This is a genomic window from Saccharomonospora glauca K62, assembly GCF_000243395.2.
GTDB classification, from domain to species: domain Bacteria; phylum Actinomycetota; class Actinomycetes; order Mycobacteriales; family Pseudonocardiaceae; genus Saccharomonospora; species Saccharomonospora glauca.
Window position 1 is genome coordinate 4,233,450 of the sequence record NZ_CM001484.1, and the last position, 24,459, is coordinate 4,257,908.

Genomic DNA, 24,459 nt, shown 5'->3' on the forward strand with positions numbered 1-24,459 from the left:
GCGCTGCTGCCCGTGCTCGATGAGGCACTGGGTGCCCTCGGGGCGGCACGCGGCTCTCTCGCCTCCACCGGCGGCCTGGCCTCCACCGTCGACGCCGGACACGAGGCCAGCCGCAGGATGGCGGAACTACGGCACGCGCCGACCACCGGCGTTCGGGTGCGGTTGTCCGCGCCCGACGCCCACGAGGCGTTACTCGCGATCGGGAACCGCGGCGGCTACGTCACCGCCCTCGACGGCGACGTAGCCGTGGCGGAGGTTCCCTGAGGAACCGTCAGGCCTGCGGGCCCGAGGGCGGAGGCTGTCCCCCCGGCTGGCCACCGGTGCCTCCCCCGGTGTTTTTGTGCAGGAACTTCTTGGCCTTCTCCGTGGCGCTGTCGATCTTGCTCGACTGCTTGCCGAACCGGGACTTGGCCATGCCGCTCGCCTTGTCCAAGCCCTGTTCGATCTTGTCGCTGTTCTTGGTGAGGACGTCCTGCGCCTTGTGTTTCAGCTCGTTGAAATTGATGCCCATACCACCAATGGACCAGCCTCGGCGTGGTCTCGCAACGCGAGCGCCGCGCGGAACTCACCACCGCACGTGCCGGAAGGTCCGCAAGTCCGGCCCGACGACGGCGTCCAACGCGCTCGCGAGCTGAGCGCGAACCCCCGGCAACACCTCGCCTCGGGGCAGCTCGACCTCGTTCGGTTCGGACCCCGTGCGGACGGCGAGGGACAGCTCCGCGAGTGCCGCCCGCACCTTGCGCACCTCGCTGTCCGGAGGCGGCTGGGCCGCCCGTTGATCGACGGCCACGGCGACTGCGGTGACGGCGTCGGTGAGCTGTTCGAGAGCCACGATCGCGGGCCACCACGCCATGGCCTGCCGCCCCGCCGCCGACGGCTCCACCACGATCTGTTGGAAGGCCGTCCGCAGGTCGGACAAGCCCCGGTAGGCCCTCCTGCGTCGCCGGGAGCGTTCGACGCGGTCGGACTCGCCATCCACTGGCCGGAGCGCGTACTCGGCGTACTCGGCGATCGCCTCGGCGACGTCGGCCAGCCTGCCGCCGAGCACCGGCTTCCGACTTCCCGGCCACAACAGGTAACCGAACACGAGCACCAGCACGCACCCGATCGCGGTGTCGAGGACGCGGGTCGAGGCCGCCTCCCGCACATCCGACGACAACGCCATCTGCACCAGGATCAGGGGGGTCACGAACGCGCTCAGCAGCCCGTAGTGACGTCCTTTGCTGAACGCGACCCCCGCGGCGAACAGGGCGATCAGGAGCACGAGGAGGGCTCCGTGCGGCACGAGCAGCAACGCGGCCGTACCGAGGCCCGCTCCCAGCACGGTGCCGAACCCACGCAGCAGCGCCCGCCCGAACACCGAGCCGAAGTCGGGCTTGAGCACGAGACCCACGGTGAGCGTGATCCAGTACGACTGCTGGGCCGGGACTAAGAACCGCACCAGTTCGGCCAACGCCACGCACACCGTGAGCCGCACCGCCGCGAGCCAGGTCAGCGGGCCCGACACGAGCGAGTGCGTCCACTCGGCGATTCGCTCCCGCACCGACGTCCTCCCGCGGCGCAGGCGCTGCTCCTCCGTACCGATGTCGGTGATCGCCCGGTACAGCGCCCTCACGGCGGGCGCCTGTTCGGGACGGTCGTCCGGGGGTGGCCGCAACACGGGCAATCGCGTGTCGGACAACACGGCCGTCGCGAGGTCGGTGAAGTGCGCGATGAGCGCCCGCGGCGGTCGCACCCCCGCGTTGACCGCGGCCACGGTGGCCTCGATGGCCGGCGTGCTGGCGGTGAGCAGGTTGAGCAGTTTGCGATAGGTGTCGTCGCGGCCCGAAAGCCACGACCGCGCGACGAGCAGGCGATCGTAGGCGGTGTTCAGCGCCCGCGTGAGGTTGTGGCGCGCCTCCAGCGCCGTCTCCTCGTCGCCCGCGGACACGGCCGACAACATCGTCGCGAGTTCGAGATAGACCTGGGCGACGGCACTGCGTTCGGGACTGGTGGCCCGCACCGGCCAGCCCGACAGGGCCACGGCGAACCCCCACACGGCCCCCACGGTGAAGCAGACGAGCGAGCCCCCCACGAGATCCCGTCCGTCGTGTGTCCGATACCCAGCACGGTGAAGACGAAGAGCTGCAGCGCGGCGATCGAGGCGTTGCTCCCCGCCTCGCTGATCAGGGCGGACACCACGGCGACGGCGATGACGAGGAGCACCGACAGGGCGGCGTCTCCTCCGACGAGCAGTCCCAGCGCGAAACCGAGCACGGCCGTGGAGAGCGCTCCGGCCAGCCGCACCGCCCGCGCCCGGTACGTGCCGGAGACGTCGGCCGTGACCGACGGCAGCGCGCCCGTGGACACCAGGGCTCCGTAGCCGACGTTGTCGAGCAGGAAGCCCAACGCGACCGGTACTGACAAGATCACCGCGGCGCGGACGAGCTGCGTCCACCCGATCGGCTTCGGTGTGACACGCAGCAGGTACACGACCCATCGGGGCGTGATGCCGCCTGCGCGCTCGCCGGACGCCTCCACGTTGCTCATCTTGACGCAAGGATCACGACGAGGCTGGATTCGAGAAACGAGCGCGCGACGGCCGGGACTCCACTGTGATCACACGCCTCCCGTCCTCGGACGGGGCGGGGCCTCAGCCCGCGCCGAGGCAGAGGAACGGACGCCGGAACGGGTCCACGGCGGTGGCCTCGGCGAGAGCCACGGCGGGCGAGCGCCCGGAAGCCAGCCGTTCGTGGAGGTCGATCATGGTCTCCGCCGAGGCATGGTCCCCGACGCGTGCCACCGCACCGACCACCGTGCGGCACCCGCTCGCCAACAGCGCCCCCGCGAACCCGAGTGCCTCCTCACCCGGCCGGATGTGGCTCAGCGCCAACTCGCAGGCCGCGAGCACCACACGATCCGGCGGGTTCTCCAGTCGCGCGGCCTCGTGCGCGAAGAGCGGTCCGTCCACAAGCTCCAGGCGGGAGAACAGTGCGTTGGCCGGTTCGTGGGCCCCGTGGGCGACGAGGTGGGCGAGCCCCGAGCCGTCCAGCGCCTCCAACACCGCGTCGCTCGTGGCCTTCTCACCGTCCACGAGCCTCGCCGTCGGGTACACCGACGTCAGCTTGCTCACCTCACCGACCGCACCCGGCACCCCCGGACCGCCGACCAACACCACCGGCTCGGGCTTCACGGCGCTCACCGCGCCGAGCCACGCGGTGGCGGACGGAGCGATCGACAGCGGGCGGCCGCGCATGCTCGGCAACGCGCCCCACGGAAGCGCGTGCAGCGACCCCGTGGGGATGATCACCAGCTCCCGATCCCCGAGGAACCGACCGAGCGGTTCGAGCAACGCCTTGTCGAGCCGCTCGGCCCGGCGACGCGCCGACGACGACACCGCCGAGACCAGCGGCGAAGGCAGGTGATCGGGGGCGAGTGCGTCGAGGTCGGCCCGAAGCTGGTGGGTGGTCTCCACGGCGTCCCCGAGCGCTCCCAGCCGCACGAGGTGGAACCGGCCGTCGCGCACCACCACGGCGGCGAGGGTGTCCTCGTGTCCCACGAAACTCACCATCACACGCTCCCCGAGCTCGGCGGCCACCTGCTCCGGCGTTGCCACCGGGCGCGGTCGCCCCCACGGGCTCGTGTACCAGCCGAGCCTGCTCGCCTCGCGCTGCAACCACGCGTAACGGTTCTCCAGCGCGGCCACCGGCTTGCCCGCGAGCCGGTTCTGCTGCACCGAACGCTGCACGTGCCGCATCTCCGCGAGGTACTTCGCCAGCACGGGGTCGTCGATCGCGGGCAGCGGCTCGTAGCGGTACACCTGCGCGCGCGTGCGCTCCTGCCAGGCGAACAGCCTGCGCGCGCCGTCCTGCCCTCGGGCGCTCTCCAGCACCAGCCCGACGGCCAGCGTGCCCAGTTCGTGGCCGTGCACCGCGGTGCCGCAGAGCAGGTCCAGACCACCCATCCGGTCCCGCGCCCAACCGAGTTCCACCAGCCCGGCCCGCGCCTGAGCCAACGCGGAGCGCCGGTTTCGCGTAGCCACCGCGAGTTCGGCCCGGCACAGCCGTAACAACATCCGGTGGTCGACCGGACTGGTGCGACGTGGCTTCGGCACCTGGGCGAGCAGGTCCTTCGCCTCCTCCAGCTCCCCCCGCCGCAACCGGAGCCGAACGGCGAGCAGGCGAGCCGCCGCGGTCTCGTCCCGGAGTCCGAGCTGTTCCAGCCGATGCGACAGCTCCACGAGCGCCCTCGGCAACCGGGCGGGTGGTCGCGTCCCGCGTTCGAGGACCTCGGTGGCGTCGGTCCGCAACCGCGCGAGCGCGGCGACCTCGGCCCACGGCAGGTTGCCGCGCCTCAGGAACCGTCGCCGCGCCGACACCGCGAGGCGGCGGGCAGTGTCGAACTCGCCCTCCAGCAGCGCGGCGGCGGCTCGGGCCACCTCCGCCTCCGCCAGGTCCTGGATCACGCGGTGGCGTCGGAATTCCGGGAGCGCCTCGTCCAGATGCCGCGCGGCCTCCGTGGCGAGCCCCGCCACCAACAGGGCCCGCGCCTGGTCCAACCGGACCCTCGCCACCCAACCCGGCGCGGCGTCCTCCAGGATGCGGGCCGCTTCGTCGTAGTGGCGCAGCGCACCGGGGATGTCACCGGCGAGTTGGGCGAGGTCTCCCAGCCCATGCCGGGCCTTGCCCTCGATGCGAGTGAGGTGATGTTCGGAGGCCAGCCGGATCGCCTGGTCGAAGTCACGGGCCGCCGCGTCGAGATTGCCCGTCTCGGCGTGGATCTGTGCCCGGTTGGTCAACGTGCGCGCGAGCAGCAACCCGTCGTCGAGCCGCAGCCTCTCCAGGGTCGGGATGATCGCGTCGAACAACGCGACGGACTCGGACGCGCGACCCACCCGGAACAACAGCAGGGCCCGCTGGCCCGTGATGACGGCATCGAGCTCCCGTCGTAGCGGGCCGTCCGGGAGCAGTTCCAGTTCGGTTCTCGCCCGCTTCAGCCCACGGAACCCGGCGGCCGTCGAACCGACCTCGGCCGTCGCCAACGCCAAACAGATGCGCACTCGGATGCGAGCGGCCACCCATTCCGGGGTCTCGCACCCCGCCCCGTCGATCAGACGTAGTGCCTTGCGCGACAGGCGGATGGCCTCGACGTTGTGTGCGCTCGCCGCCGCGTCGTTCGCCCGGCGGTAGAGCGCGAGGACAGCGGAGAGCTGCGCATGGTGACAGGACACGCCGACGGTGTCAGAGCACGATCGCGGGTGTCACCACTGTTCGCCGCCCGCCTTCACCGCCGACGTGGACGACGATCTGGGTGGTGCCGCTCGGGACGTCGTTCAACACGAACCGGCCACCGTCATCGGCAACGGTGGAACACGTCTCATGACCCGCCACCCGTACCTCGACCGCATGCTCCCCCTCGGGAACCAACCAGCCGTCGATTCGGTGGGACGCCCCCGTCTTCGTGAGGTTGATCATGACAGTGAGGTTGTTGACGGTGAAGGTGATGGTGCCCTGGGCGACGCTGCGCACCCCCGCCATCGCGTCGGCCCGCTCCCACTGCGCCACCTCGACGTCGAGGTCTTCCAACGCCAAGGCGAACTGCACACGTTCGACGAGGTCGGCGGGGGGCGGATCGAACTTGTCGATCAGCCGATCGAGTTCCAACAGCAGTGTGTCGTCGTCCGAATAGGAACTGCCGTCATGCATCCGCTGCCCCCTCCTGAGCGCGCAGCGTCTCCCGCAGGCGCTGCAAGCACCGACCTCTGGTCGGCCCAATGCTTCCACGCGGCATCCCCAACGCGTCGGCCACCAACCCGTACTCGGCACGGCCCGCCAGCACCGTCAACCGGATCAGCTCCTGACAACGCTCGGACAGCCTGCCGAAAGCCTCCCAGATACGTCGGTCCCGGTCGGCCCGCATCGCCTCGGCCTCCGGTTCGGGATGCCGGCTCGGCACGGTTTCGGCCAGCTCGTCCGTCAGGGGCACCGGTCGACTCAGTCGCCGGGTCACGTCACGGGCCTCCCGCCGCGTCGTGGTGATCAGCCACTTCACGAGCGCCTTCGGATCCTCGATGCGTTCCAGGTTCCGGAAGAGGGCCAACCACACGGTCTGCACCACGTCCTCGGCCGTGTGCCTGTCGAGACCTTTACCGCGCGCGACCTGCCACACCACCGGGGTCAATTCCTCGACCAACCGGTTCATGGCTTTGCGGTCACCTGCCCTCGCCGCGTGCAGGCACGCCGCGTACAGGTCGTGACCGTCCAAACCGTCCCACGACGGATCGGCCTCGGCCGTCTTGGCGTCGGTCAACGCATCCGCCTTCCCGAATCTCGGTGTCGATGTTGGCGAAGGCAGTATCTCCGGCCGGTCAAGCCGACACAGCGTCCTGGTGGAAACCAATCCCATACTCACTCGTTCGGACTAGCGGACACGACGAAGTGAACCGAGCGGCGCGGCCGGGGATCCCACGGCCGCACCAACTCGGTTTCGATGAGGTGCCGACCGGCTCCGACGACGTCGAACACCAGCCGACGAACCCCACCGCCCCCAGGGGCCCCACCCCCAACGGGCCCTTCGTCCGGATGGCCGCCACCCCCACGGACGTATTCGTCGACGACCAGCCGAACCCCCTCGGAGAGGCGCGGTGACCAGTGATAACCGGTCGTCCGGCGTTCCGTGAGCCGCAGCTCCACGGTGTCGCCGACGCGGAGTCGCACGGAGCGCCCCGCGTCGGCCTCGGTGAGCCGGACCACTGTCACCGCGCCCCCCGCCGACAGCGACACGTCACCGGGCTCCCCCTGCGCTCGGTGACGCCCCCCGGTCCGGCGGTACGGCGGTGACCGGCGGCCCCCTCGACTGCCGGCCACCTGCTCGCCACGCGAGTCACGTCCTCAGACGAGGATCTGATCAACGTGCCCACGTGAGTCCTCGTGATACGCCACCGGAAGCCGGTAGCTCTTCGCCAACAACGCCAGCAACACCAGATGGCTGTGCCCGGACTCCGATGCCGCCGACAACTGCTTCCAGCCGATGCCGGGGATCGCGATCCACACCCCGGAACCGCTGGAGGCCGACCACAGGCTGGTGACCGCAACTCCCCGGACCCAGCCGTCCGTCGCGGCGACCGAGGCCGAGCGCGCCTCGCCGTTCGACACCGGCGTGGGCTGCGGCACCGGTGCCCCCGTCCCACCGGAGACGCCGTTGTGTGGTGGCTGGTACGGGTCCCACCCACCCGAGGTCACGGGGGGAGCGGGCGGCGCGTACGGGTCCCACCCCGTCGGAGCCACCGGAACAGCACGTACCGGAGGTGAGTACGGGTCCCACCCACCCGGCATCGCGGGGCGAACGGGCGGCGCGTACGGGTCCCACCCGGTAGGAGGAAGCGGTGGCTTCTCGTCGCCAGTCGGCTCTTCCTCCGGATCGGTGTTGCTGTCCTGATCGGTGACCATGTCCTGCGTCATGTGCTTCTTCTTTCGTTCAACCGGCAAGTTGGACGGCGCCGAGTTCCTGTCCCATGACGAACGGCACGCAGCTCAACCCGCGTGCCCTGGCCAGGCCGAGCACGGCGAGATCGGCGGTTAGATCTCGCTCCCGCGCCAACCGAGCCCAACCCAGGTTCTCCAGGTAGGCCCAACTGATGCCCTCGTGAGCCGAGGTGAACAACCCCAGTGCCCGCTGGGCGGGAAGCCAGGCACGCAGGTCCACGCCCGTACAGCCGAGGGTGGTCGGCCGCGGGTCGGGATAGTCCTCGATGAACGCCTCCCCGTAGGCAATGCGCAGGAACCCGTTCTCCCCCCACTCGGGCCCCCAGGAGTTCTTGGCGATCCAGCAACCGGCGTCGTCGTCCCAGCCGATCAGAGCGACACAATGCCCCCCGCTGGTCTCCTCCGTGGTGTGCCGGTAGACGCCGCCGGTGTAGTGGAACAGGTCGTCGTACACCACGAGGCACGCCGTGACGGGCCCGTAGGTGTACAGGTGTTCCTTGATCGCCACCGGGTCACGGCTGAGGTCGACGACGTCGTGGGCCCGAGCGAGGCGATCACGCCACCCCGGGTTGAGCGCGCCCGCGTCGTCGTCGGTGTACGGGTAGTAATCCTCGAACGTGACGCCGATGTCGCGGCAGTCGACGAGCAGCTCGTCGGGCCAGGTGCCGTCGGGCAGGATCGCCTCGCGCGCCGCCGCGTGTCCGAAGAAGAGGTGTGCCTCGGACAAATCCAGGGCCAGACCCGGCGCGCGCCGCGTGTACGCCGCCGTGGACTCCAACGCGGCCAACACCCCGAAGGCACTGCACGAACCGCAGTCCCCCTGGTCCTTCACGGGGGTGACGTAGTTGGCGCCGTCGACGGCGCGGAGGTCGAACTTCCGGGGCAGGTGTGGCGTCGGAGCGTGCGGCTCCGCGGAGTCACTGTTGCGAGGGGCGAGCGCGGCCTCGGCCATGCGGGCCGGCAGCTCGGCTCGGGCGTCGATCTCCCCCGCAGTCGGGGCCGGAACCCCGAGGCGGCGTCGGCGGGCGTCACGCGCGAGCCTGCCGACGGGGGTCTCCCCACACCGCCACGGGTCCCCCAGCGCGGCCAGGGAGTCGCGGATCGCCGCGATCTCCGAGGCACACGGGTGGTCGGGGCTCATGCGTCCTCCCGGACATGCCGAAGTCACTGTCACCCCATAGGAGGGCCGGGGCCCCTCCCAGATACATCGAATCCGGAGATTTTTTTACGAATCACGTTTCCGCACGTGAGGAGCGCTCCGCGCGCCACCGTTCGAAGAGAACGGGGAGCTCGGCGAGGAAGAAGTCGAGGAAGTCGGCCGTCTCGGCCAACCGCCGCCCGGCGGGCGTGTCGGCACCGACCGCGGCGACGCCTTCGAGTGTGGTGTCCCGCCACCTCCGCAGGGTGCGGTCGTGCTTGAAGAACGAGGCGAACCACAGATCGTCGTAGAGACAGTAGTGATCACGGCGTTCGCCCGGCCTGCGTTCCCTGGTCACCAGCCCGAGCTGCTCCAGGTACCGCACTGCGCCGGAGACGGCCGCGGGACTGATGGACAGGGTGTCGGCGAGTTCGCCGGCCGTCATCCGGCCGCTCTGCGACACCGTCAGCGCGGCGAACACCCTCGCCGCCGTGCGCGGAAACCCCAGGTCGGCCAGGGTGATCGCGAGTTTCTCCACGTAGGAGCGCACGGCTTCGTCCCCACTCGGGTCCCGCTGCGACTGCGGTCGACTCGACATCCTCGGTCCTGCCCCATTTCGTTCTGAACGTTCACTAATTTGTGAATCAAGTGTATTTTGCCGCGTATGGCCGACTGTATCTCCGTATCGGGGTTGCGTAAGACGTTCGGGCCCACCGTCGCCCTCGACGGTCTCGATCTCTCCGTGGCCACCGGCGAGGTCCACGGTTTCCTGGGCCCCAACGGCTCGGGAAAGTCGACCACCATCCGGGTGTTGCTCGGCATGCTCAAGGCCGACGGCGGCTCGGTGACGCTGCTCGGCGGAGATCCGTGGCGGGACGCCACCCGGCTGCATCGGCGGCTCGCCTACGTTCCCGGCGACGTGAACCTGTGGCCGACGCTGAGCGGAGGCGAGGTCATCGACCTGCTCGGTCGGCTCCGCGGGGGCCTCGACCCCCGACGACGGGACGAGCTGATCGAACGGTTCGACCTCGATCCGAGGAAGAAGGGCCGCGCCTACTCGAAGGGCAACCGGCAGAAGGTGGCTCTCGTGGCCGCCCTGGCCTCGGACGTCGACCTGCTGGTGCTCGACGAACCCACGTCGGGCCTCGACCCGCTCATGGAGGCCACCTTCCGCGACGTGATCAGGCAGGAACGCGAGCGGGGCCGCACGGTGCTGCTGTCCAGCCACGTCCTCTCCGAAGTCGAGGACCTCTGCGACCGCGTGAGCATCATCCGCGCGGGCAGAACGGTCGAATCCGGCACGCTCGCGGAGTTGCGGCACCTCACCCGCACGACGATCACCGCCGACCTGGCGGGGCCTCCGGATGCGCTGCGCGATCTGGAGGCCGTCCACGACCTGCGCCTCGAAGGACGCCGTGCGCACTTCGCCGTCGATGGTGACGCGCTCGACGAGGTGCTGCGCACGCTCACCTCCATCGGCGTCCACAGCCTCACCAGTCGACCGCCCACGTTGGAGGAGCTGTTTCTGCGCCACTACACACGCTCCGGAGCCGAGGTGGACGGCCGATGAGCACCGCCACGCACACCTCACCCGGCGACACCGCGTCCGCGACCGGAGGGGGGACGCTCACCGGCACCGGGGCTCTCGTGCGCCTCGCACTGCGCCGCGACCGACTGTTCCTACCACTGTGGACGATCGTGGTCGCCACGTTGCCCGCCGTCAGCGCGGGTGCCTACGAACAGCTCTATCCGGACCCGGCGCAACGGGCCTCGCTGACGAGCAGCCTCGGCGACAACCCCTCGATCTCGTTGCTGTACGGCCCGGCGTACGACCTGTCCACGGCGGGCGGCTTCACCGCCTGGCGGTTCGGGACGACGCTGTCGGTGTTCGTCGCCCTGGTCTGCGTGTTCACGACGGTGCGGCACACCAGGCGGGAGGAGGAGACGGGCAGGCAGGAACTGCTCTCGTCCACCGTGGTCGGAAGGCACGCGGCGCTCACCGCCGCCCTCGTGGTGTGCGGGGGTTTCGCCCTGCTCGCGGGGCTGGCCACTGCGGTCGCGGCGACGGTCGCGGGCATCGCCGCCACGGGGGCCTTCGCCTTCGGACTCGGGCTGACGGCCGTGGCACTGGTCTTCACTGGAGTCGCGGCGGTCACCGCGCAGCTCGCCGAGTACTCCAGGACGGCCAACGGACTGGCCGGCGCGGCCCTCGGAGTCGCGTTCGCCCTGCGTGCCGTGGGCGACTCGGCGGAGGTGACGTGGCTGTCGTGGCTGTCCCCCATCGGCTGGTCGGTCCACGTCCGCCCGTTCGCGGGGGACCGGTTCGAGGTACTGCTGTTGCCGTTGGCCGTCACCGGGGTGCTGGTCGCCGTGGCGTACGCGCTGCAGCGCAGACGGGACGTGGGGCTGGGCCTGCTCCCCTCGGCGCTCGGGCCCGCCCACGCCGGGTCTCGGCTGCGCTCGACGTTCGCCCTCGCCACGCGTCTGCATCGGGCGATGCTCACCGGATGGGTCGTCGGCTTCGCGGCGCTCGGCGTGTTGTTCGGCGCGCTGGCCTCCGACATCGGGGAGATCGTCGGCGACAACGAGCGAATGCGTGAGGTGCTGGCCAGGATGGGCGGCAGTCAAGGCGTGATCGACGCCTACCTGGCCTCCACGGCCAACGTCCTCGGCATGGTGGCCGCCCTGTACGTCGTGCAGGCGGCACTGCGGGCCCGTGCCGAGGAGACCGCGACACGGGCCGAACCCCTGTTGACCACCGGGGTCTCCCGGCTCCGGTGGCTCGCGGGACACCTGGTGTTCGTGTTCGGGGGTGGTGCCGCGCTCCTGCTGGTGTCGGGGATCGGCATGGGGCTCGCCCACGGCGTCCGAGCGGGCGACGTCGCCGGGCAGGCCCCGGACGTGCTGGTGGCGTGCCTCGTGCAGCTTCCCGCCGTCTTCGTCGTCGGCGGTGCCGCCGTGGCGCTGTTCGGCGTCCTGCCCTCCCGAACCGGCGCGGCCTGGGCGGTGGCCGCCGCGTTCCTGCTGCTGACGATGTTCGGCTCGGTGCTCGACCTGCCCCGAGCCGTGTTGAACGTGTCACCGTTCCAGCACGTGCCCAAGGTTCCGAGCGAGGCCGTCACCGTGCCGCCGCTGCTCTGGCTGACCCTGGTGGCGGCCGCGCTGACGACGGCGGGGATCGTGCGGTTCCGAAACCGCGACCTCGGGTAAGCCGCGCTCAGCCGACGGACACCCGCCCCTCGGCGCTCACGTCGAGCCGCACTTGCGGCCCGGCGGCGCCGCAGTGAGAACCGTTGGGATACACCCGTCGCGGCGTGACGCGGAGCGTGTCGGTCGCCAGCGTCTCCCCGGCTCCGTCCGTGATCGTGAGGGTCAGCTCCACCGGCCGGTCGGGCAGCTCGGGAACGTCCACGAACCCGGTGGCGCCCCCGGTCGGAGTCAACCGGGCCGAACACCCGTCGTCCGGGGACGTGCCCGCGCAGCCGGTGTCGCCGGGCTCGGTGGCGGGGTTTAGGACGGCCTCGGCGGAACGACACTCCCCCTCCCAGCACACTTCCACCTCGGCGGCGTGGGCGGGCAGACCGGGCGCGGTGTCCACCCCGACTCCGGCCGGGGCCCCGATCTCGGTGCACGCCGTCCCGGCACCGGGCGCGGAACCACAACCGGCGAGCAGCAGGAGCGCGAGAACGGAAACGGTGCGCATACCGAATCGACGGAGCACACCGGGGCCGAGGTTGCACGGGTGTCGTCGTCGGAGCCTCGGGTAACCCCACGGCATGAGCGAGCGCGCCATCATCGACCGGGTCCGAAAGCAGCTCTTCATCGACGGCGCCTGGCGCCCCTCGGCCGACGGCAGCGTGTTCGGGGTGGCCGATCCGGGCACGACGGCGACGCTGTGCGAGGTGGCCGACGGCCGGGCCGAGGACGCGAAGGCAGCGGTCGAGGCAGCGGTCGAGGCCCGGGACGCGTGGGCGGCCACTCCGCCGAGGCAACGCGGCGAGATCCTGCGCCGGGCCTGGCAGCTCATGACCGACCGGACCGACGAGCTCGCCACGCTCATGACGTTGGAGATGGGCAAGAGCCTCACCGAGTCGCGGGCCGAGGTCGCCTACGCCGCCGACTACTTCCGATGGTTCTCCGAGGAGGCCGTACGCATCGACGGCGACTACTCGCGCACGCCGGACGGCAGCGCCCGCATGATCGTCACTCGCCAACCCGTCGGTCCCTGCCTGTTGATCACCCCGTGGAACTTCCCGCTCGCCATGGGCACCCGCAAGATCGGGCCCGCCGTGGCGGCGGGCTGCACCATGATCGTCAAACCCGCGCAGCTCACCCCGCTGTCGATGCTGATGCTGGCGGACCTGCTCACCGAGGCCGGGCTTCCCGGCGGCGTGTTGAACGTCGTACCGAGCACGTCGGCCACCCGGATCGTGAACCCGGTGCTCGCCGATCCCCGCATCCGCAAGATGTCGTTCACGGGATCGACGGAGGTGGGCCGCAAACTCGTCGAGCAGTGCGCCCCGAACCTTCAGCGCATGTCCATGGAACTCGGTGGCAACGCCGCCTTCCTGGTCTTCGAGGACGCCGACCTCGACGCGGCCGTGGCGGGGGCGGTGACCGCGAAGATGCGCAACAACGGCGAGTCGTGCGTGGCGGCCAACCGGTTCCTCGTCCACACGTCGATCGCCGAGGAGTTCACCCGCAAGCTCACCGACCGGATGGCGGGACTGCGAACGGGGCACGGGACGGAACCCGACGTCGTCGGCCCGCTCGTGAACGAGGGCCAGCGCGCCACGGTGTCCGAACTCGTGGAGGACGCCGTTGGCCGTGGTGCGCGCGCGACCACGGGTGGCGAGCCCGGTGAGGGAGCGGGCTACTTCTACCGCCCCACGGTGCTCGCCGACGTCCCCGACGACGCTCGCATCCTCCGCGAGGAGGTGTTCGGCCCGGTCGCCCCCGTCACGACGTTCGCCGACGAGGACGAGGCACTGGCCGGGGCGAACGACACCGAGTATGGGCTCGTCGGCTACGTCTTCACCCGCGACCTCGACCGCGCCGTCCGGGTGGGCGAAGGCCTGGCCACCGGCATGGTCGGCATCAACACCGGGCTCGTCTCCAACACCTCGGCCCCGTTCGGCGGCATCAAGGCGTCCGGCTTCGGTCGTGAGGGCGGCCACGAGGGCATCACCGAGTACCTCGACACCAAGTACATGTCGCTGGCCCTGCGGTCGTGACGCGCGCTCACCGCGCGTACCGCCGCACCTCTCGCTCCGCCGCCTCCAGGGCGGCCCTGGCCGCTTCGGTCCGCCGACGCGCTCTCGTCTCCTCCCGCTCGGCGGCCCGAAGCTCCCTGCGGGCCTCGTCCCGAGACCGGCGGGCCCGCACCTCCGCGTCCCGGCGGCGGCGTTCCGCCTCGACCCGGTCGTCGGCCCGCCGGGGGACCTCCGATTCGCCACCGCTCGGGACGGGTCGGTCCTCCGCCTGCGAGGTCCCGGTCCTGCCGGAGCGCTCACGGCGTACCGACGGGCGCGGGGCCTCGGCGGGAAGCGGCATCGACTCGAAGACGTCCGGGGGTGACAACGCCGTCACCAACCAGCCCCCGGTGACCGCCTCGGCCGCCGCCTCGTCGGCCACCGCGGCCCGGAGCGTGGCCGCGACCTCCTGCCGGACCGACTCGCCGACGTGCCCTTCGACCAGCGAACACGCCCGCTCGACGAGGGCCCCGACACGCTCGTTGCGCTCGTGTGTCAGCTCGCGCAGCCGGGCCCCCGCGAGCTGCCGGTGTGCCTCCCGCAGTCGGCCGCCGAGTTCGACCAGCGCCTCGACCTCGTCGGCGTAGTGGCGCGTCAACCGGTTCACGAGCGCGGCGGCCTTGGTGGGCTTGCGCAGCTTGCGTATTTTCTCCGCGAGATCTTTCTCACCCCGTTCCCGCGCCCGCGCCGCGTGACGCTCACGCTCCGCCACGAACTCGTCCGGCTCGACGCCGTACACCTCGTTGACCACGGTTTCGAGGCCCTCGTCGCTTACTGCCATGCGTCCCGGATTCCCCCAGGGCGGCCGAATGAGGCTCGCGTCCTCGCCGTTACGGTGTCGCCGGAGGGAGGACACACATGGCTATCGACACGATCGAGTTCTACTGGCGCCCCGGATGTCCGTTCTGCGCGATCCTGCGGGGTCGGCTGAGGGAGAGCGGCCTGCCGGTACGGGAGATCAACATCTGGGAGGACTCGGACGCCGCCGCACGAGTGCGCTCGGTCAACGACGGCAACGAGACCGTCCCCACCGTCTTCGTCGGGGAGCGGGCGCTGGTCAACCCGAGCATGGCCGAACTGACGGCCGTGATCGAGCAGGAGGCCCCCGAGCTGTTCGCGTTGGCTCAGCCCGCCGACAGCCACGGCTCCCGCCACTGAGGCGACCTCACCCCCGATCCTCCGGCGTCGACGTGGGCACGATCCGGAACACGGGATGCTTGTCCGCCGCGGCACGGAGTTCGTCGTCGGACGCATCGGCGGTCACACCGTCGAAGAACGCGCCCACCTCCCAGGACCAGCGGCGGAGGTAGGCACGCAGCACGGGCAACCGGGTGTCGTCGAGCACCTCGACAGCGGTGAACCACTGCTCACGCCTGCCCACCGCGAGCTTTCCGCGCCCGACGGCCCGCAGGTTGCGCACCCACTGGGTGTTGCCGCGTGCCGCGACCAGGTACTGCTCGTCGTCGAAGGCGAGCACGTTCACCGGCGTCGAGCGCATGATCCCGGTGGTACGTCCCGCGACGGAGAGTATCCGGCTTCCCCACAGGCTCAGGCCCCGTCGGGTCAGCGCGGCGACGACACGGTTTATGGCCCTGGACAGCCGTCCGGGCGGCAGGTAGCGAGTGGTGCCGGTCATGGGGAATCCCTTTCCTCACGAAGAGTTCGAAAGAGAGCACTGCTCTCGTTTGTGTTCAGTGAACACGAAAGGTCGCGGCAAAGCAAGAGCAGCGCTCTCGTTCGCGTTCATCGATCTCCGCTGTGTCAGACTGAGGGACATGACCTCGACCCCCGTCCATCGGAACGCCCGGCAACGCGCCAGAGCGGAGATCACGTTCGCGATCAAGGAGGAAGCCCGACGACAGCTCGCCGTCCGGGGCGCCTCGGCACTGTCCCTGCGCGCCGTCGCCAGGGAACTGGGAATGGTGTCGTCAGCGCTGTACCGTTACTTCTCCAGCCGCGACGAGCTGCTCACCGCCCTGATCATCGACGCGTACGACAGCCTGGGCGAGGCGGTCGAGGCGGCCGTGCGCCACCACGACGGCGCACGCGCGCAGTGGATCGCGGCCTGTCACGCCGTACGCGGCTGGGCACTGCGAAACCCTCACGAATACCTGCTGGTCTACGGTTCACCGGTTCCCGGCTACCAGGCACCGCGGGACACGATCGGTCCGGCCAGCCGTGTCCCGCGCGCGCTCGTCGGGGTACTCGCGACAGCCGTCTCCCGTGGCGAACTCACGGAAGCCCCGGACGAAGCCAGCCCCCCCGCCCCGCTGCTCCCACAGCTCGACGCCGTCGTCGCCGCGCTCGACATCGACGTGCCCGCGCCGCTGCTCGCGAGAGGACTCGCCGCTTGGACCCAGCTGTTCGGGATGGTCAGCTTCGAGCTGACGGGCCAGTTCACGAGCACTCTCGACCCGGCCGACGCCTTCTTCTCCCACACGATCGAACGAATGGCCGACTTCGTCGGGCTTGCCGGTGAACGCCGGAATGGCGGGTGAGAGGCAACGGCGCGACCATCGACAAGGACAGCAGCCGGTCAAGCCCCGAGGCCACCGAAGGAGAAGACATGGCCACACGCAAGGCGACCACCCACTGGAAGGGTGGGCTCAACTCGGGGACGGGTGAGCTGACGCTCGACTCGTCGAACTCGGCCCGGTTCCACGTCACCTTTCCCCGTCGAATCGGCGAACCCGAGGGCACGTCGAGCCCCGAGGAGCTGATCGCCGCCGCGCAGGCGTCCTGCCTCGCCATGAACCTCGCGGGGACCCTGGAGAAGGACGGGCTGACCCCGAAGACCATCGACGTCACCGCCGCGGTGACTGTCGAACCCTCCGACGGAGGCTTGAGCATCAACACCGTCGACATCACCCTGCGAGCCGCCGTGGACGGCGTCGACGAGGAGCGGTTCAGCCGTCTCGCGAAACAGGCCAAGGAGACGTGTCCGGTCAGCCGCGCGCTCGCGGGGACCAAGATCACGCTGGACGCCGCCCTCGTCTGACGCCGTCGACGGCGACTCAAGCCGGCGGCGCGAGAACGACCACGGAGTTGTGCCCGCCCATGCCCAGCGACGACTTCACGGTGAGCCGGTCGTCCACGTCCACGATCCCGTGCAGCAGCCTCGGGTGCGACTGGGCGACGCGAGGCGGCGCGGGCACGTGACCGCGGTCGTAGCCGAGTGCCGCCACCGCGACCTCCACGGCCGCCGCGGCCCCCTGGCAGTGTCCGACCAGCGGCTTCACCGAGTACAGCCCGGTGTCCGCGGGGAACAGCTCGTCGGCAATCGTCGCCTCCGCCGTGTCGCACTGCCGGGTGCCGGGGCCGTGGGCGTTCAGGTAGCCGACCGCGCTCGCCGGCACGCCCGCGTCGTGCAAAGCCTCTCGGAAGGCGAGCCTGACCTGCGGCAGTTCCGGGTCGATCGACGTGGCGTGGAACGCGTCGTGCGACATGGCACCGCCCAGCAGCGTCGAGTACGGCTCCTTCGCCCGCCGCGACACCACGAACGCCACGGACGCCTCCCCCATCACGAACCCGCGGCTACCCTCCTGGAACGGGCGACACCCGTCGAGCGGGTCGGTGTCCACCACCGTGACCCCCAGCCGCACGAAGTGCCGGACGTTCTCGGGCGTCAGCGACAGATCGGTGGCCACCAGCACGACGTCGTCGACGAGACCCGCGTCCAACCACAGCTTCGCGGTGAGCAGGCCCGCGTTACCCGACGCGCACATGGCCGAGACGTTCATCGCGGGGCCGTGGAAACCGTACTCCTGCATGAGCGTGGACATCGGCGTCGACGGCATCAGCGCGAGGTAGTCCCTGGCCCTGAGATCACCGTGTTCCAACAGGTAGAAGTCCCGCCACAGGTCGACCTCGCCGAGCACGACGGCATGGAGCAGACCCACTCGGCGGCCCTCACGCCACCCGCGGCGGTGCGCGTCCTCGATCGCCTCGCGAGCCGCCGCCCGCATGGCCCTGGCGAAGCGACCCCTCCCGTCCTCCGGATCCCCGCCGTCCGGGACCCGCGCCACCCAGCCGGCGTCGTGGTCGCCGTCCTCGCCACAGCCGTAACCACGGGTGAGCGTAGCCGCGGGTTTGGCTGTCCGCAATCCTTCCCACAGAGCCTCGCGTCCCCAGCCATAGCCGGTAACGGCCCCGACTCCGCAAATCCCGATTCCGCCTTGTGGGCTCACGATGCACCCCTCACTTCGGTTCGCATTCCTGATGGGTTGTCCCAACACCGTCGAACGGCACTGTGTGAAATGGCCGCCTACTCTGGTGACGGCCGGTCGAGGGACCCCAAGACGCATGCCGCGACAGACGAGGGACGATTCCTCCTATTCGCCTAGTAGTGATTTCATGCTGTAATCAAACTCCCGGTGACGAGCAGCGGATGGACTGATCATGGAGGCGTACACCCACGACGAGGTTTCCACCGGGCGGAGCCGGGAGGACATCGTCGAGCTCGCGCTCGCCGCGAGCACCGCGGACGTGTGGTCTGTCGATCTCCCGACCTACGACGTTACGTGGGGCGAGGAGCTGCCCGCCATCCTCGGAATGGACCCCGACGACCCCGAAGCGGTGCGTGAACGGCTGCTGGAATTGATCGAACCGTTGACCGTCGCGGCGGGGAATTGCCCGGTGTGGCACAATTTCGATCTTGAGCAGTGCCACACGACGCCCGGCGGTGAAACCCGATGGACTCGCTTTCTCGCCCGCGCGCAGGGCAGTGCCGTCACCGGCAAGGCGGAACGCCTCGTGGGAATAGCCACGGACGTGACTGAACAGCGCGGGAACACGCAGGCACTGGCCGATCTCGCCGACCGTTACCGCCTGCTCGTGGAGTTCAGTCCCGAGGGCATCTGCGTGCACCAGGACGGGGAACTGGTCTACGTCAATCCCACCGCGGCTCGGTTCGTGGCCGCCGAGGAGCCCTCGGCGTTGCTCGGTCGCCCGATCATCGACTTCGTGAGCCCGGCGTCCGTCCCCGAGCTGCTGCGGCGGGTGGCCTCCCTCCGCAACCCCGGCGAGGCCACCGAGCCCACCGAGGTGCGGCTCTCCCGCCTCGACGGGGGCTCGATGCTCATCGAGTCGGTGTCGGTGCGGACCACCTGGAAGGGCAAGCCCGCCTACCAGGTGATCATGCGGGACATCACCGCCCAGAAGGCCGCCGAGGCGGCGCTGCGCTACCAGGCGGCACTGGTGAGCCACGTCAGCGACGCGATCATCGGCACGACGTCGGACGGCATGGTGACGAGCTGGAACCCGGCCGCCGAACGCATCTACGGCCACTCCGAGAACATCGCGCTCGGCAAGCCGGTGGGGGAACTCGTGGGCGCGCCACTCGATCCGGAAGCCGTGGTGGCCGAAGGCGGCGTGATCGAGGCGGAACATCGCAAGGCCGACGGGTCCGCGCTGACCGTGCGGGTGTCGGCCTCCCCCATGGACCGCGGCTACGTGTTGGTCTGCGCCGACGAGACCGCCCGCAGGACGGCCGAACGCCGCTACCGCACGGTGGTGGCCGCGCTCGACGAGGGCGTCGTCGTGACGGACGCCAACGGCTTCGTCGACTCGGCCAACCCCGCGGCGGGCCGCATCCTGGGGCTGCCCGTCGAGGCCATGCTCGGCTGCTCGCCGACCCTGTTCCCGCTGTACGACGAGTCGGGCGCGCGCATCCCGCCGAGCGAGTACCCCTTGGCGGCGACTCGGACCACGGGCCTGGCGACGAACGGCCGGGTGGTGCGGGCTCGTCGTCCCGACGGACGCTGGGTGTGGCTGTCAATGAGCTGCCGACCGCTGAACCCCAACTCCGCTCCACCCCACCAGGTGGTCACGTCCTTCACCGACATCACCGAGCGCAAGGCGATCGGCGAGCAGCTCGAACACGACGCCACCCACGACCCGCTCACCAACCTCGCCAACCGCACGCTCGTGCTGCAACGGCTGGAGGAGGCCCTCCGGCGACGCGAGGGCCGGTCGCCCGCCTGCGTGCTGTTCATCGACCTGGACAAGTTCAAGGTCATCAACGACTCCCTCGGCCACGGTATCGGCGACAAGGTGCTGCGGATCGCCGGACAACGGCTGAAGAACTGCGTCCGCCACCACGACGTGGTCGGCAGGCTCGGCGGTGACGAGTTCGCCGTCGTGACCTTCGGCGTGGAGCACGGCAAGCAGATCCAGGCGCTCATCGACCACATCCGCAAGGCACTCACCGAACCCATCACCGTGGAGGGCCGCAGACTGCGCGTCGACGCCAGCATCGGCGTCGTGACGGCACGCGAGGACGACGAGCGTTCGGCCGAGGACCTGTTGCGCGACGCCGACGTGGCGATGTACCAGGCCAAGACCCGCGGCCGGGGCAGGCACGAGTTCTTCGACGTCGAGCTGCGGGAGCGGGTGCAACGCCAGCTACGGCTGGAACAGGACCTGCGCGACTCGGTCCGAAGTGGCCAGCTCTGGGTCGCCTACCAGCCCGTGGTCGACCTGCGCACCTGCCAACGCGTGGCCGTGGAGGGCCTGCTGCGGTGGAACCATCCCGCGCACGGTCCGATCTCACCTTCCGAGTTCATCCCGCTGGCCGAGGAGAGCGACCTCATCAACCTCGTCGGCGGCCACATGCTGCGAACGGCCACCCGCGAGCTGGCGCGGCGGCGGTTGCGCGAGGGAGTGCGTACGAGCCTCACCGTGAACCTCTCCGCACGGCAGCTCGACGACGAGTCGGTGGTGGACACGGTCAGCGACGCGCTTCGCAGCACGGGGCTTCCGCCCGACGAGCTGTGTCTGGAGATCACCGAGAGCGCTCTGATGCTGGACCCTGCGACGGCGGCCGACGTGCTCACCGCGTTGCGGGGACTCGGGGTCCGCCTGGCGATCGACGACTTCGGAACGGGCTACTCGTCGCTGGCGCAACTGTGGAAGCTGCCCCTGGACACGCTCAAGATCGACCGGTCGTTCGTGGCGGGCCTCGACGGCCCCGATCAGGCCGACGCCGAGGCGATCATCAAGGGCATCGTCACGATGGCCCACTCGATCGGCCTCACCGTGATCGCCGAGGGCACCGAGAACGAACGCCAGGTGGCGATCCTGCGGGAGCTCGGCTGCGATCAGGCCCAGGGCTTCCACTTCGGCAAACCGGCTCCGGCCGACGAGGTGTTCGGCTGCTGAAGACCCCGCCGGGGAGCGTCCCGCACGAGGAATCCACCTACCGGGAGCAGCTGTCGCGCCCCGTGGCTGTGCCCCTAGAACAGGCCGTGCCGCACCGCCCACACCACGGCCTCGATACGCGTGCTCACGCCGATCCGGTCGCACACCCCTCGGACCCGCCGACGCACGGTGCGTTCGGACAGCCCCACCCGCCGAGCCACCGCGTCCAGTGGCAGCCCCTTCGCCAGCAGCCGCAGCAGCTCGACGTCCCGGTCGGCCAGCCTCACTCGCTCGCACGACGTCATATGTCCACCACCAGCACTTCCAGCGTTCTCGGGCCGTGTACGCCCTCGACCCGGTCGAGCTCGATGTCGCTCGTGGCCGAAGGACCACTGACGAACGTCAGCGGCCGCGTGGGATCGAGGCGCCGTAACGCCTCGGGGACACTGACCTCGATCTGGTCGGCCCGCACCACGCAGAGGTGGTAGTCGGGAACCAGGGTGAGCATGCGGCGCCCCTGCCGGGCGCCCGCGTCGAGCACGATGGTGCCCGTCTCGGCGATGGCCACCGCGGCGCCCGTCAGCACACCGTCCGCCGAGTCCACTTCAGACAAACTCAGCGGGGGCTCGTCGAGCGACCAACGCGTTCCGGCCCACCGCCACGACTCGGGCAGGTCGGGCGGCGCCACCATGTTCGACACCCCGCGACGGGCGAGGCAATCGCCGATGCGCTGCGGCAGCTCGTCCTCCGACACACGTCGAACGACCGCTCGGTAGTCCTCCACCCGCTCGACGAAGAGGCCGACCGGGTCCTCCACGCTGCGAGCCGTGTCGTAGTCCCTCGGCACGGGTGCGGGCTGCCGCCTCGGCACGGCGCGGATACGAGCCAGGATATCGCTTCGAGCACTATCCACGGTTGCGCCTCCACCACATCCGGAAGGACTCCTTCGGCACCGCGGGTACGTCCCGAGTGGACGTCCACTTGGAACCGGGCCACGGCAGACGTTTGATCGTTCCGTCACTTCCGGCGAGGAACCGGGACAGTGATCCGGCCCGCTGCGCGGCCTCGTACCGGCGTGGGTCGCGGAACACCCAGCCGGCGCTCGACATGGCCAGCGCCTCGGCGGTGTGCTTCGGTCTCGCCTCCACGGCCCGCGCCCGCAGGTGGGTCAGCGCCTCCGGGATGTTGATACGCACGGGACACACCTCGTAGCACGCACCGCACAGCGACGACGCGTAGGGCAGCGAGGCGGCCTGCTTGTCCGTCATGTCCCCGGCGAGCTGCGGGGCGAGGATCGCACCGATCGGCCCCGGATACACCGACCCGTACGCCTGTCCGCCCGTGCGCTCGTAGACGGGGCACACGTTGAGGCAGGCGGAGCAGCGGATGCACCGAAGCGCCTGCCTGCCCACCTCGTCGGCGAGGGTGGCCGTGCGACCGTTGTCCAGGAGCACGAGGTGGAACTCGCCGGGACCGTCACCCGGAGTCACCCCGGTCCAGACCGACGTGTAGGGATTCATCCGCTCGGCCGTCGACGACCGGGGAAGCAGCTGCAGGAACACCTCCAGGTCCCGCCACGTCGGCACGAGTTTCTCGATGCCCATGACCGTGATCAGCGTCTCGGGCAGGGTGAGGCACATGCGCCCGTTGCCCTCCGACTCCACCACGACGACGGAACCGGTGTCGGCCACGGCGAAGTTGGCCCCCGACACCGCGACCTTCGCCGAGAGGAACCGGCGCCGCAGGTGTCGCCGCGCCGCCTCGGCGAGCACGCGTGGGTCGTCGCTGTCGGGCGGCTCCGCCATCGCGCGCGAGAAGATCTCCTTGATCTCGGACCGGTTGCGGTGGATCGCGGGCACGAGGATGTGCGACGGCCGGTCGTTGCCGAGCTGCACGATCAGTTCGGCGAGGTCCGTCTCGACCGGGCGCACGCCCCTCGCCCGGAGGTACTCGTTGAGGCCGATCTCGGCGGTGGCCATGGACTTCACCTTCACCACCTCGTCGGCCCCCTTGGCGCGGGCGAGGTCGAACACGATGCGGTTCGCCTCCTCGGCGTCGCGCGCCCAGTGCACCACCCCGCCGCGGGCGGTGACGGCCTCCTCCAATCGCACCAGGTAGGTGTCGAGGTTGGCGAGCACGTCGTTCTTGATGGCCTCGCCGGCTCGGCGCAGCCGCTCCCAGTCGGCCAGCTCGGCCACGGCCCTGGCGCGCTTGGCGCGGATCGTGGTCGTCGCCTTGCGCAGGTTGGTGCGTAGCTGTGTGTCGCCGAGCGCGGTCCGCGCCGCGCGGGGAAACGTGGGGCTACCGAGCCACGTCACGGGGTTGCGACCCACGGGTGCTCCTCCGTACTCGCGAGAATCTCCGCCAGATGCACGGCGCGTACTCCGGTACGCAGCCGGGAGAGCCCGCCGCCGATGTGCATGAGGCAGGAGTTGTCCCCCGCCGTGAGCACCTGCGCGCCCGTGTGCTGCACGCAGCGCATCTTGTCGGCCAGCATGGCCGTGGACGTCTCCGCGTTCTTCAACGCGAACGTGCCACCGAAACCGCAGCACTGCTCCGCCTGCGGCAACTCGACCAGTTCCAGGCCTCGTACCTCGCGCAACAGCCGCAGCGGCCGGTCGCCCACCCCCAGCATCCGTAGTGAGTGGCACGTCGGGTGGTAGGTGACCTTGTGCGGGAAGTACGCGCCCACGTCGGTGACACCGAGGACGTCGACCAGGAACTCGCTCAACTCGTACGTGCGCTCGACGGCGGAGCTGGGCCCGCACAGGCCGGGATGGATCTCCCTGACCATGCCCGCGCACGAGCCCGACGGCGCCACCACGTAGTCGTAGCCGTCGAACACCTCGGCATAGCGGCGGGCGAGCGGAAGGGCCTCGTCCCGGTAGCCCGTGTTGTAGTGCATCTGCCCGCAACACGTCTGCCCGAGTGGGAAGTCCACCTCGCAGCCGAGTCGCTCCAAAAGCCGCAGGACGGCCTTGGCCGTCTCCGGGTAGAGGGTGTCGGCGAGGCAGGTGGCGAACAACGCCACCCTCGGCTTTCGCGCGGCTGTCATTTCAGCTCGCCCCCACCCGCACGGAGTCGGCGTGGGTCGGGACCGGCGATTCGAGAGTCGCCCGGACCGCGGCGGGCGGTGTCGTCGGCACCGGTTGCCCCGTGCCCTCGCAGAACCGCGCGATCCGCACGGGCATGCCAACCGACGGGAGAAACATCGGATGACTCGGGTCGGTAACCGACGCGAGCGCTGGTTCCTTCATGACCTCACGCAACACTCGGTCGAGGGTAATGTGACGCCCCGTCTCACGCCAGAGGCTCAGGGACTCACCGAGCGGCCACAGCCCCATCGGGTCGCGGAGGAACACGCGGTCCCGCCGGGGGCCGCCTCGTTGGGGAAGCCGTCCCGACGTGCGGATTCGTTCGAAGAGGGGGAGAAAAACCGTAGGCCGCCGGGCGCCCACGTACCGCACGG

At 70.4% G+C, this 24,459-nt stretch carries 24 protein-coding genes and 2 pseudogenes; 8 read left to right on the forward strand and 18 right to left on the reverse strand.

From position 1 onward, the window contains the following. A pseudogene (locus tag SACGLDRAFT_RS22865) lies at nt 1-264 on the forward strand (prephenate dehydrogenase); the annotation flags it as partial. Nucleotides 265-271: 7 nt separating this feature from the next. Here the strand turns inward: SACGLDRAFT_RS22865 and SACGLDRAFT_RS19750 are convergent. The 9 genes and pseudogenes from SACGLDRAFT_RS19750 to SACGLDRAFT_RS19790 form a co-directional block, all read right to left on the reverse strand. Continuing rightward, nucleotides 272-511: an antitoxin gene (locus SACGLDRAFT_RS19750; RefSeq protein ID WP_005466765.1), complete on the reverse strand. Its 240-nt coding sequence runs from the start codon at nt 509-511 to the stop codon at nt 272-274. A 54-nt stretch (nt 512-565) separates the two neighbouring features. Beyond that, nucleotides 566-2,529 (reverse strand): annotated as a pseudogene (locus SACGLDRAFT_RS19755) (FUSC family protein). A 103-nt stretch (nt 2,530-2,632) separates the two neighbouring features. Continuing rightward, on the reverse strand, nt 2,633-5,209 hold the full coding sequence (locus tag SACGLDRAFT_RS19760; protein ID WP_005466766.1) for a CHAT domain-containing protein: 2,577 nt from the start codon (nt 5,207-5,209) through the stop codon (nt 2,633-2,635). A gap of 10 nt (nt 5,210-5,219) precedes the next feature. Next, nucleotides 5,220-5,684: a hypothetical protein gene (locus SACGLDRAFT_RS19765; protein WP_005466767.1), complete on the reverse strand. Its 465-nt coding sequence runs from the start codon at nt 5,682-5,684 to the stop codon at nt 5,220-5,222. Continuing rightward, nucleotides 5,677-6,288 carry an RNA polymerase sigma factor gene (locus SACGLDRAFT_RS19770; protein ID WP_005466768.1) on the reverse strand — a complete coding sequence of 204 codons (612 nt, stop codon included), beginning with the start codon at nt 6,286-6,288 and terminating at the stop codon, nt 5,677-5,679. Before SACGLDRAFT_RS19770 ends, SACGLDRAFT_RS19765 begins: the two co-directional genes overlap by 8 nt. Before the next feature lie 98 nt (nt 6,289-6,386). Then, nucleotides 6,387-6,761: a protease inhibitor I42 family protein gene (locus SACGLDRAFT_RS19775; RefSeq protein ID WP_232284004.1), complete on the reverse strand. Its 375-nt coding sequence runs from the start codon at nt 6,759-6,761 to the stop codon at nt 6,387-6,389. Between the two features lie 108 nt (nt 6,762-6,869). Continuing rightward, nucleotides 6,870-7,439 (reverse strand): hypothetical protein, encoded by a 570-nt coding sequence (locus SACGLDRAFT_RS19780; protein ID WP_040919339.1) that lies wholly within the window; start codon nt 7,437-7,439, stop codon nt 6,870-6,872. Nucleotides 7,440-7,455: 16 nt separating this feature from the next. Next, nucleotides 7,456-8,604, reverse strand: a complete 1,149-nt coding sequence (locus tag SACGLDRAFT_RS19785) for a C1 family peptidase (RefSeq protein WP_005466770.1) — start codon at nt 8,602-8,604, stop codon at nt 7,456-7,458. A gap of 91 nt (nt 8,605-8,695) precedes the next feature. Continuing rightward, the gene (locus SACGLDRAFT_RS19790; RefSeq protein WP_005466771.1) at nt 8,696-9,199 is read right to left on the reverse strand and encodes a GbsR/MarR family transcriptional regulator; all 504 of its coding nucleotides are present in this window, start codon (nt 9,197-9,199) and stop codon (nt 8,696-8,698) included. Between the two features lie 66 nt (nt 9,200-9,265). On the opposite strand from SACGLDRAFT_RS19790, the gene SACGLDRAFT_RS19795 reads away from it, so the two are divergent. Continuing rightward, nucleotides 9,266-10,171, forward strand: coding sequence for an ABC transporter ATP-binding protein (locus tag SACGLDRAFT_RS19795; protein WP_005466772.1), 906 nt, complete (start codon nt 9,266-9,268; stop codon nt 10,169-10,171). After that, nucleotides 10,168-11,811 (forward strand): ABC transporter permease, encoded by a 1,644-nt coding sequence (locus tag SACGLDRAFT_RS19800; protein WP_005466774.1) that lies wholly within the window; start codon nt 10,168-10,170, stop codon nt 11,809-11,811. Before SACGLDRAFT_RS19795 ends, SACGLDRAFT_RS19800 begins: the two co-directional genes overlap by 4 nt. Before the next feature lie 7 nt (nt 11,812-11,818). Here the strand turns inward: SACGLDRAFT_RS19800 and SACGLDRAFT_RS19805 are convergent, their stop codons facing one another. Continuing rightward, nucleotides 11,819-12,304, reverse strand: coding sequence for a hypothetical protein (locus tag SACGLDRAFT_RS19805; protein ID WP_005466775.1), 486 nt, complete (start codon nt 12,302-12,304; stop codon nt 11,819-11,821). 73 nt (nt 12,305-12,377) lie between these two features. Between SACGLDRAFT_RS19805 and SACGLDRAFT_RS19810 the strand changes: the two genes are divergently transcribed. Beyond that, nucleotides 12,378-13,835 (forward strand): NAD-dependent succinate-semialdehyde dehydrogenase, encoded by a 1,458-nt coding sequence (locus SACGLDRAFT_RS19810; RefSeq protein WP_005466777.1) that lies wholly within the window; start codon nt 12,378-12,380, stop codon nt 13,833-13,835. A 7-nt stretch (nt 13,836-13,842) separates the two neighbouring features. Here the strand turns inward: SACGLDRAFT_RS19810 and SACGLDRAFT_RS19815 are convergent, their stop codons facing one another. Next, complete coding sequence (locus SACGLDRAFT_RS19815; protein WP_005466778.1) at nt 13,843-14,634, reverse strand: hypothetical protein; 792 nt, start codon at nt 14,632-14,634, stop codon at nt 13,843-13,845. Between the two features lie 77 nt (nt 14,635-14,711). Here SACGLDRAFT_RS19815 and SACGLDRAFT_RS19820 point away from each other — a divergent pair, with 77 nt between their 5' ends. Then, nucleotides 14,712-15,011, forward strand: a complete 300-nt coding sequence (locus SACGLDRAFT_RS19820; protein ID WP_005466779.1) for a glutaredoxin domain-containing protein — start codon at nt 14,712-14,714, stop codon at nt 15,009-15,011. 7 nt (nt 15,012-15,018) lie between these two features. On the opposite strand, the gene SACGLDRAFT_RS19825 is transcribed toward SACGLDRAFT_RS19820, so the two are convergent. Then, nucleotides 15,019-15,489 (reverse strand): nitroreductase/quinone reductase family protein, encoded by a 471-nt coding sequence (locus tag SACGLDRAFT_RS19825; RefSeq protein WP_005466780.1) that lies wholly within the window; start codon nt 15,487-15,489, stop codon nt 15,019-15,021. Nucleotides 15,490-15,628: 139 nt separating this feature from the next. On the opposite strand from SACGLDRAFT_RS19825, the gene SACGLDRAFT_RS19830 reads away from it, so the two are divergent. Together SACGLDRAFT_RS19830 and SACGLDRAFT_RS19835 are read left to right on the forward strand one after the other, a co-directional pair. Continuing rightward, nucleotides 15,629-16,351 (forward strand): TetR/AcrR family transcriptional regulator, encoded by a 723-nt coding sequence (locus SACGLDRAFT_RS19830; RefSeq protein ID WP_005466781.1) that lies wholly within the window; start codon nt 15,629-15,631, stop codon nt 16,349-16,351. 68 nt (nt 16,352-16,419) lie between these two features. Next, entirely contained in the window at nt 16,420-16,851 is a 432-nt protein-coding gene (locus SACGLDRAFT_RS19835) for an OsmC family peroxiredoxin (RefSeq protein ID WP_005466783.1), read from the forward strand. Between the two features lie 16 nt (nt 16,852-16,867). Here the strand turns inward: SACGLDRAFT_RS19835 and SACGLDRAFT_RS19840 are convergent, their stop codons facing one another. Next, entirely contained in the window at nt 16,868-18,040 is a 1,173-nt protein-coding gene (locus tag SACGLDRAFT_RS19840) for a beta-ketoacyl synthase N-terminal-like domain-containing protein (protein ID WP_005466784.1), read from the reverse strand. A 211-nt stretch (nt 18,041-18,251) separates the two neighbouring features. Here SACGLDRAFT_RS19840 and SACGLDRAFT_RS19845 point away from each other — a divergent pair, with 211 nt between their 5' ends. Further along, nucleotides 18,252-21,011 carry a sensor domain-containing protein gene (locus SACGLDRAFT_RS19845; RefSeq protein WP_005466785.1) on the forward strand — a complete coding sequence of 920 codons (2,760 nt, stop codon included), beginning with the start codon at nt 18,252-18,254 and terminating at the stop codon, nt 21,009-21,011. 74 nt (nt 21,012-21,085) lie between these two features. Here SACGLDRAFT_RS19845 and SACGLDRAFT_RS19850 read toward each other — a convergent pair whose 3' ends face one another. The 5 genes from SACGLDRAFT_RS19850 to SACGLDRAFT_RS22980 are packed head-to-tail and all read right to left on the reverse strand — an operon-like array spanning nt 21,086 to nt 24,181. Then, complete coding sequence (locus SACGLDRAFT_RS19850; RefSeq protein WP_005466786.1) at nt 21,086-21,295, reverse strand: LuxR C-terminal-related transcriptional regulator; 210 nt, start codon at nt 21,293-21,295, stop codon at nt 21,086-21,088. Next, on the reverse strand, nt 21,292-21,903 hold the full coding sequence (locus tag SACGLDRAFT_RS19855) for a LutC/YkgG family protein (RefSeq protein ID WP_005466787.1): 612 nt from the start codon (nt 21,901-21,903) through the stop codon (nt 21,292-21,294). The genes SACGLDRAFT_RS19850 and SACGLDRAFT_RS19855 overlap by 4 nt, the downstream gene beginning before the upstream one ends. After that, the gene (locus tag SACGLDRAFT_RS19860; protein WP_005466788.1) at nt 21,896-23,323 is read right to left on the reverse strand and encodes a LutB/LldF family L-lactate oxidation iron-sulfur protein; all 1,428 of its coding nucleotides are present in this window, start codon (nt 23,321-23,323) and stop codon (nt 21,896-21,898) included. Before SACGLDRAFT_RS19860 ends, SACGLDRAFT_RS19855 begins: the two co-directional genes overlap by 8 nt. Further along, complete coding sequence (locus tag SACGLDRAFT_RS19865) at nt 23,305-24,045, reverse strand: (Fe-S)-binding protein (protein ID WP_005466789.1); 741 nt, start codon at nt 24,043-24,045, stop codon at nt 23,305-23,307. Before SACGLDRAFT_RS19865 ends, SACGLDRAFT_RS19860 begins: the two co-directional genes overlap by 19 nt. A 1-nt stretch (nt 24,046) precedes the next feature. Next, the gene (locus SACGLDRAFT_RS22980) at nt 24,047-24,181 is read right to left on the reverse strand and encodes a hypothetical protein (RefSeq protein WP_269727989.1); all 135 of its coding nucleotides are present in this window, start codon (nt 24,179-24,181) and stop codon (nt 24,047-24,049) included. Between the last annotated feature and the right edge of the window lie 278 nt (nt 24,182-24,459).

Excerpts from the sequence above, each read along its gene's own strand:
- SACGLDRAFT_RS19750 (WP_005466765.1), bottom strand. The coding sequence starts at position 511 with ATGGGCATCAATTTCAACGAGCTGAAACACAAGGCGCAGGACGTCCTC.
- SACGLDRAFT_RS19765 (WP_005466767.1), bottom strand. The coding sequence starts at position 5,684 with ATGCATGACGGCAGTTCCTATTCGGACGACGACACACTGCTGTTGGAA.
- SACGLDRAFT_RS19780 (WP_040919339.1), bottom strand. The coding sequence starts at position 7,439 with ATGACGCAGGACATGGTCACCGATCAGGACAGCAACACCGATCCGGAG.
- SACGLDRAFT_RS19785 (WP_005466770.1), bottom strand. The coding sequence starts at position 8,604 with ATGAGCCCCGACCACCCGTGTGCCTCGGAGATCGCGGCGATCCGCGAC.
- SACGLDRAFT_RS19790 (WP_005466771.1), bottom strand. The coding sequence starts at position 9,199 with ATGTCGAGTCGACCGCAGTCGCAGCGGGACCCGAGTGGGGACGAAGCC.
- SACGLDRAFT_RS19795 (WP_005466772.1), top strand. The coding sequence starts at position 9,266 with ATGGCCGACTGTATCTCCGTATCGGGGTTGCGTAAGACGTTCGGGCCC.
- SACGLDRAFT_RS19800 (WP_005466774.1), top strand. The coding sequence starts at position 10,168 with ATGAGCACCGCCACGCACACCTCACCCGGCGACACCGCGTCCGCGACC.
- SACGLDRAFT_RS19805 (WP_005466775.1), bottom strand. The coding sequence starts at position 12,304 with ATGCGCACCGTTTCCGTTCTCGCGCTCCTGCTGCTCGCCGGTTGTGGT.
- SACGLDRAFT_RS19810 (WP_005466777.1), top strand. The coding sequence starts at position 12,378 with ATGAGCGAGCGCGCCATCATCGACCGGGTCCGAAAGCAGCTCTTCATC.
- SACGLDRAFT_RS19815 (WP_005466778.1), bottom strand. The coding sequence starts at position 14,634 with ATGGCAGTAAGCGACGAGGGCCTCGAAACCGTGGTCAACGAGGTGTAC.
- SACGLDRAFT_RS19820 (WP_005466779.1), top strand. The coding sequence starts at position 14,712 with ATGGCTATCGACACGATCGAGTTCTACTGGCGCCCCGGATGTCCGTTC.
- SACGLDRAFT_RS19825 (WP_005466780.1), bottom strand. The coding sequence starts at position 15,489 with ATGACCGGCACCACTCGCTACCTGCCGCCCGGACGGCTGTCCAGGGCC.
- SACGLDRAFT_RS19830 (WP_005466781.1), top strand. The coding sequence starts at position 15,629 with ATGACCTCGACCCCCGTCCATCGGAACGCCCGGCAACGCGCCAGAGCG.
- SACGLDRAFT_RS19835 (WP_005466783.1), top strand. The coding sequence starts at position 16,420 with ATGGCCACACGCAAGGCGACCACCCACTGGAAGGGTGGGCTCAACTCG.
- SACGLDRAFT_RS19845 (WP_005466785.1), top strand. The coding sequence starts at position 18,252 with ATGGAGGCGTACACCCACGACGAGGTTTCCACCGGGCGGAGCCGGGAG.
- SACGLDRAFT_RS19850 (WP_005466786.1), bottom strand. The coding sequence starts at position 21,295 with ATGACGTCGTGCGAGCGAGTGAGGCTGGCCGACCGGGACGTCGAGCTG.
- SACGLDRAFT_RS19865 (WP_005466789.1), bottom strand. The coding sequence starts at position 24,045 with ATGACAGCCGCGCGAAAGCCGAGGGTGGCGTTGTTCGCCACCTGCCTC.
- SACGLDRAFT_RS22980 (WP_269727989.1), bottom strand. The coding sequence starts at position 24,181 with ATGCCCGTGCGGATCGCGCGGTTCTGCGAGGGCACGGGGCAACCGGTG.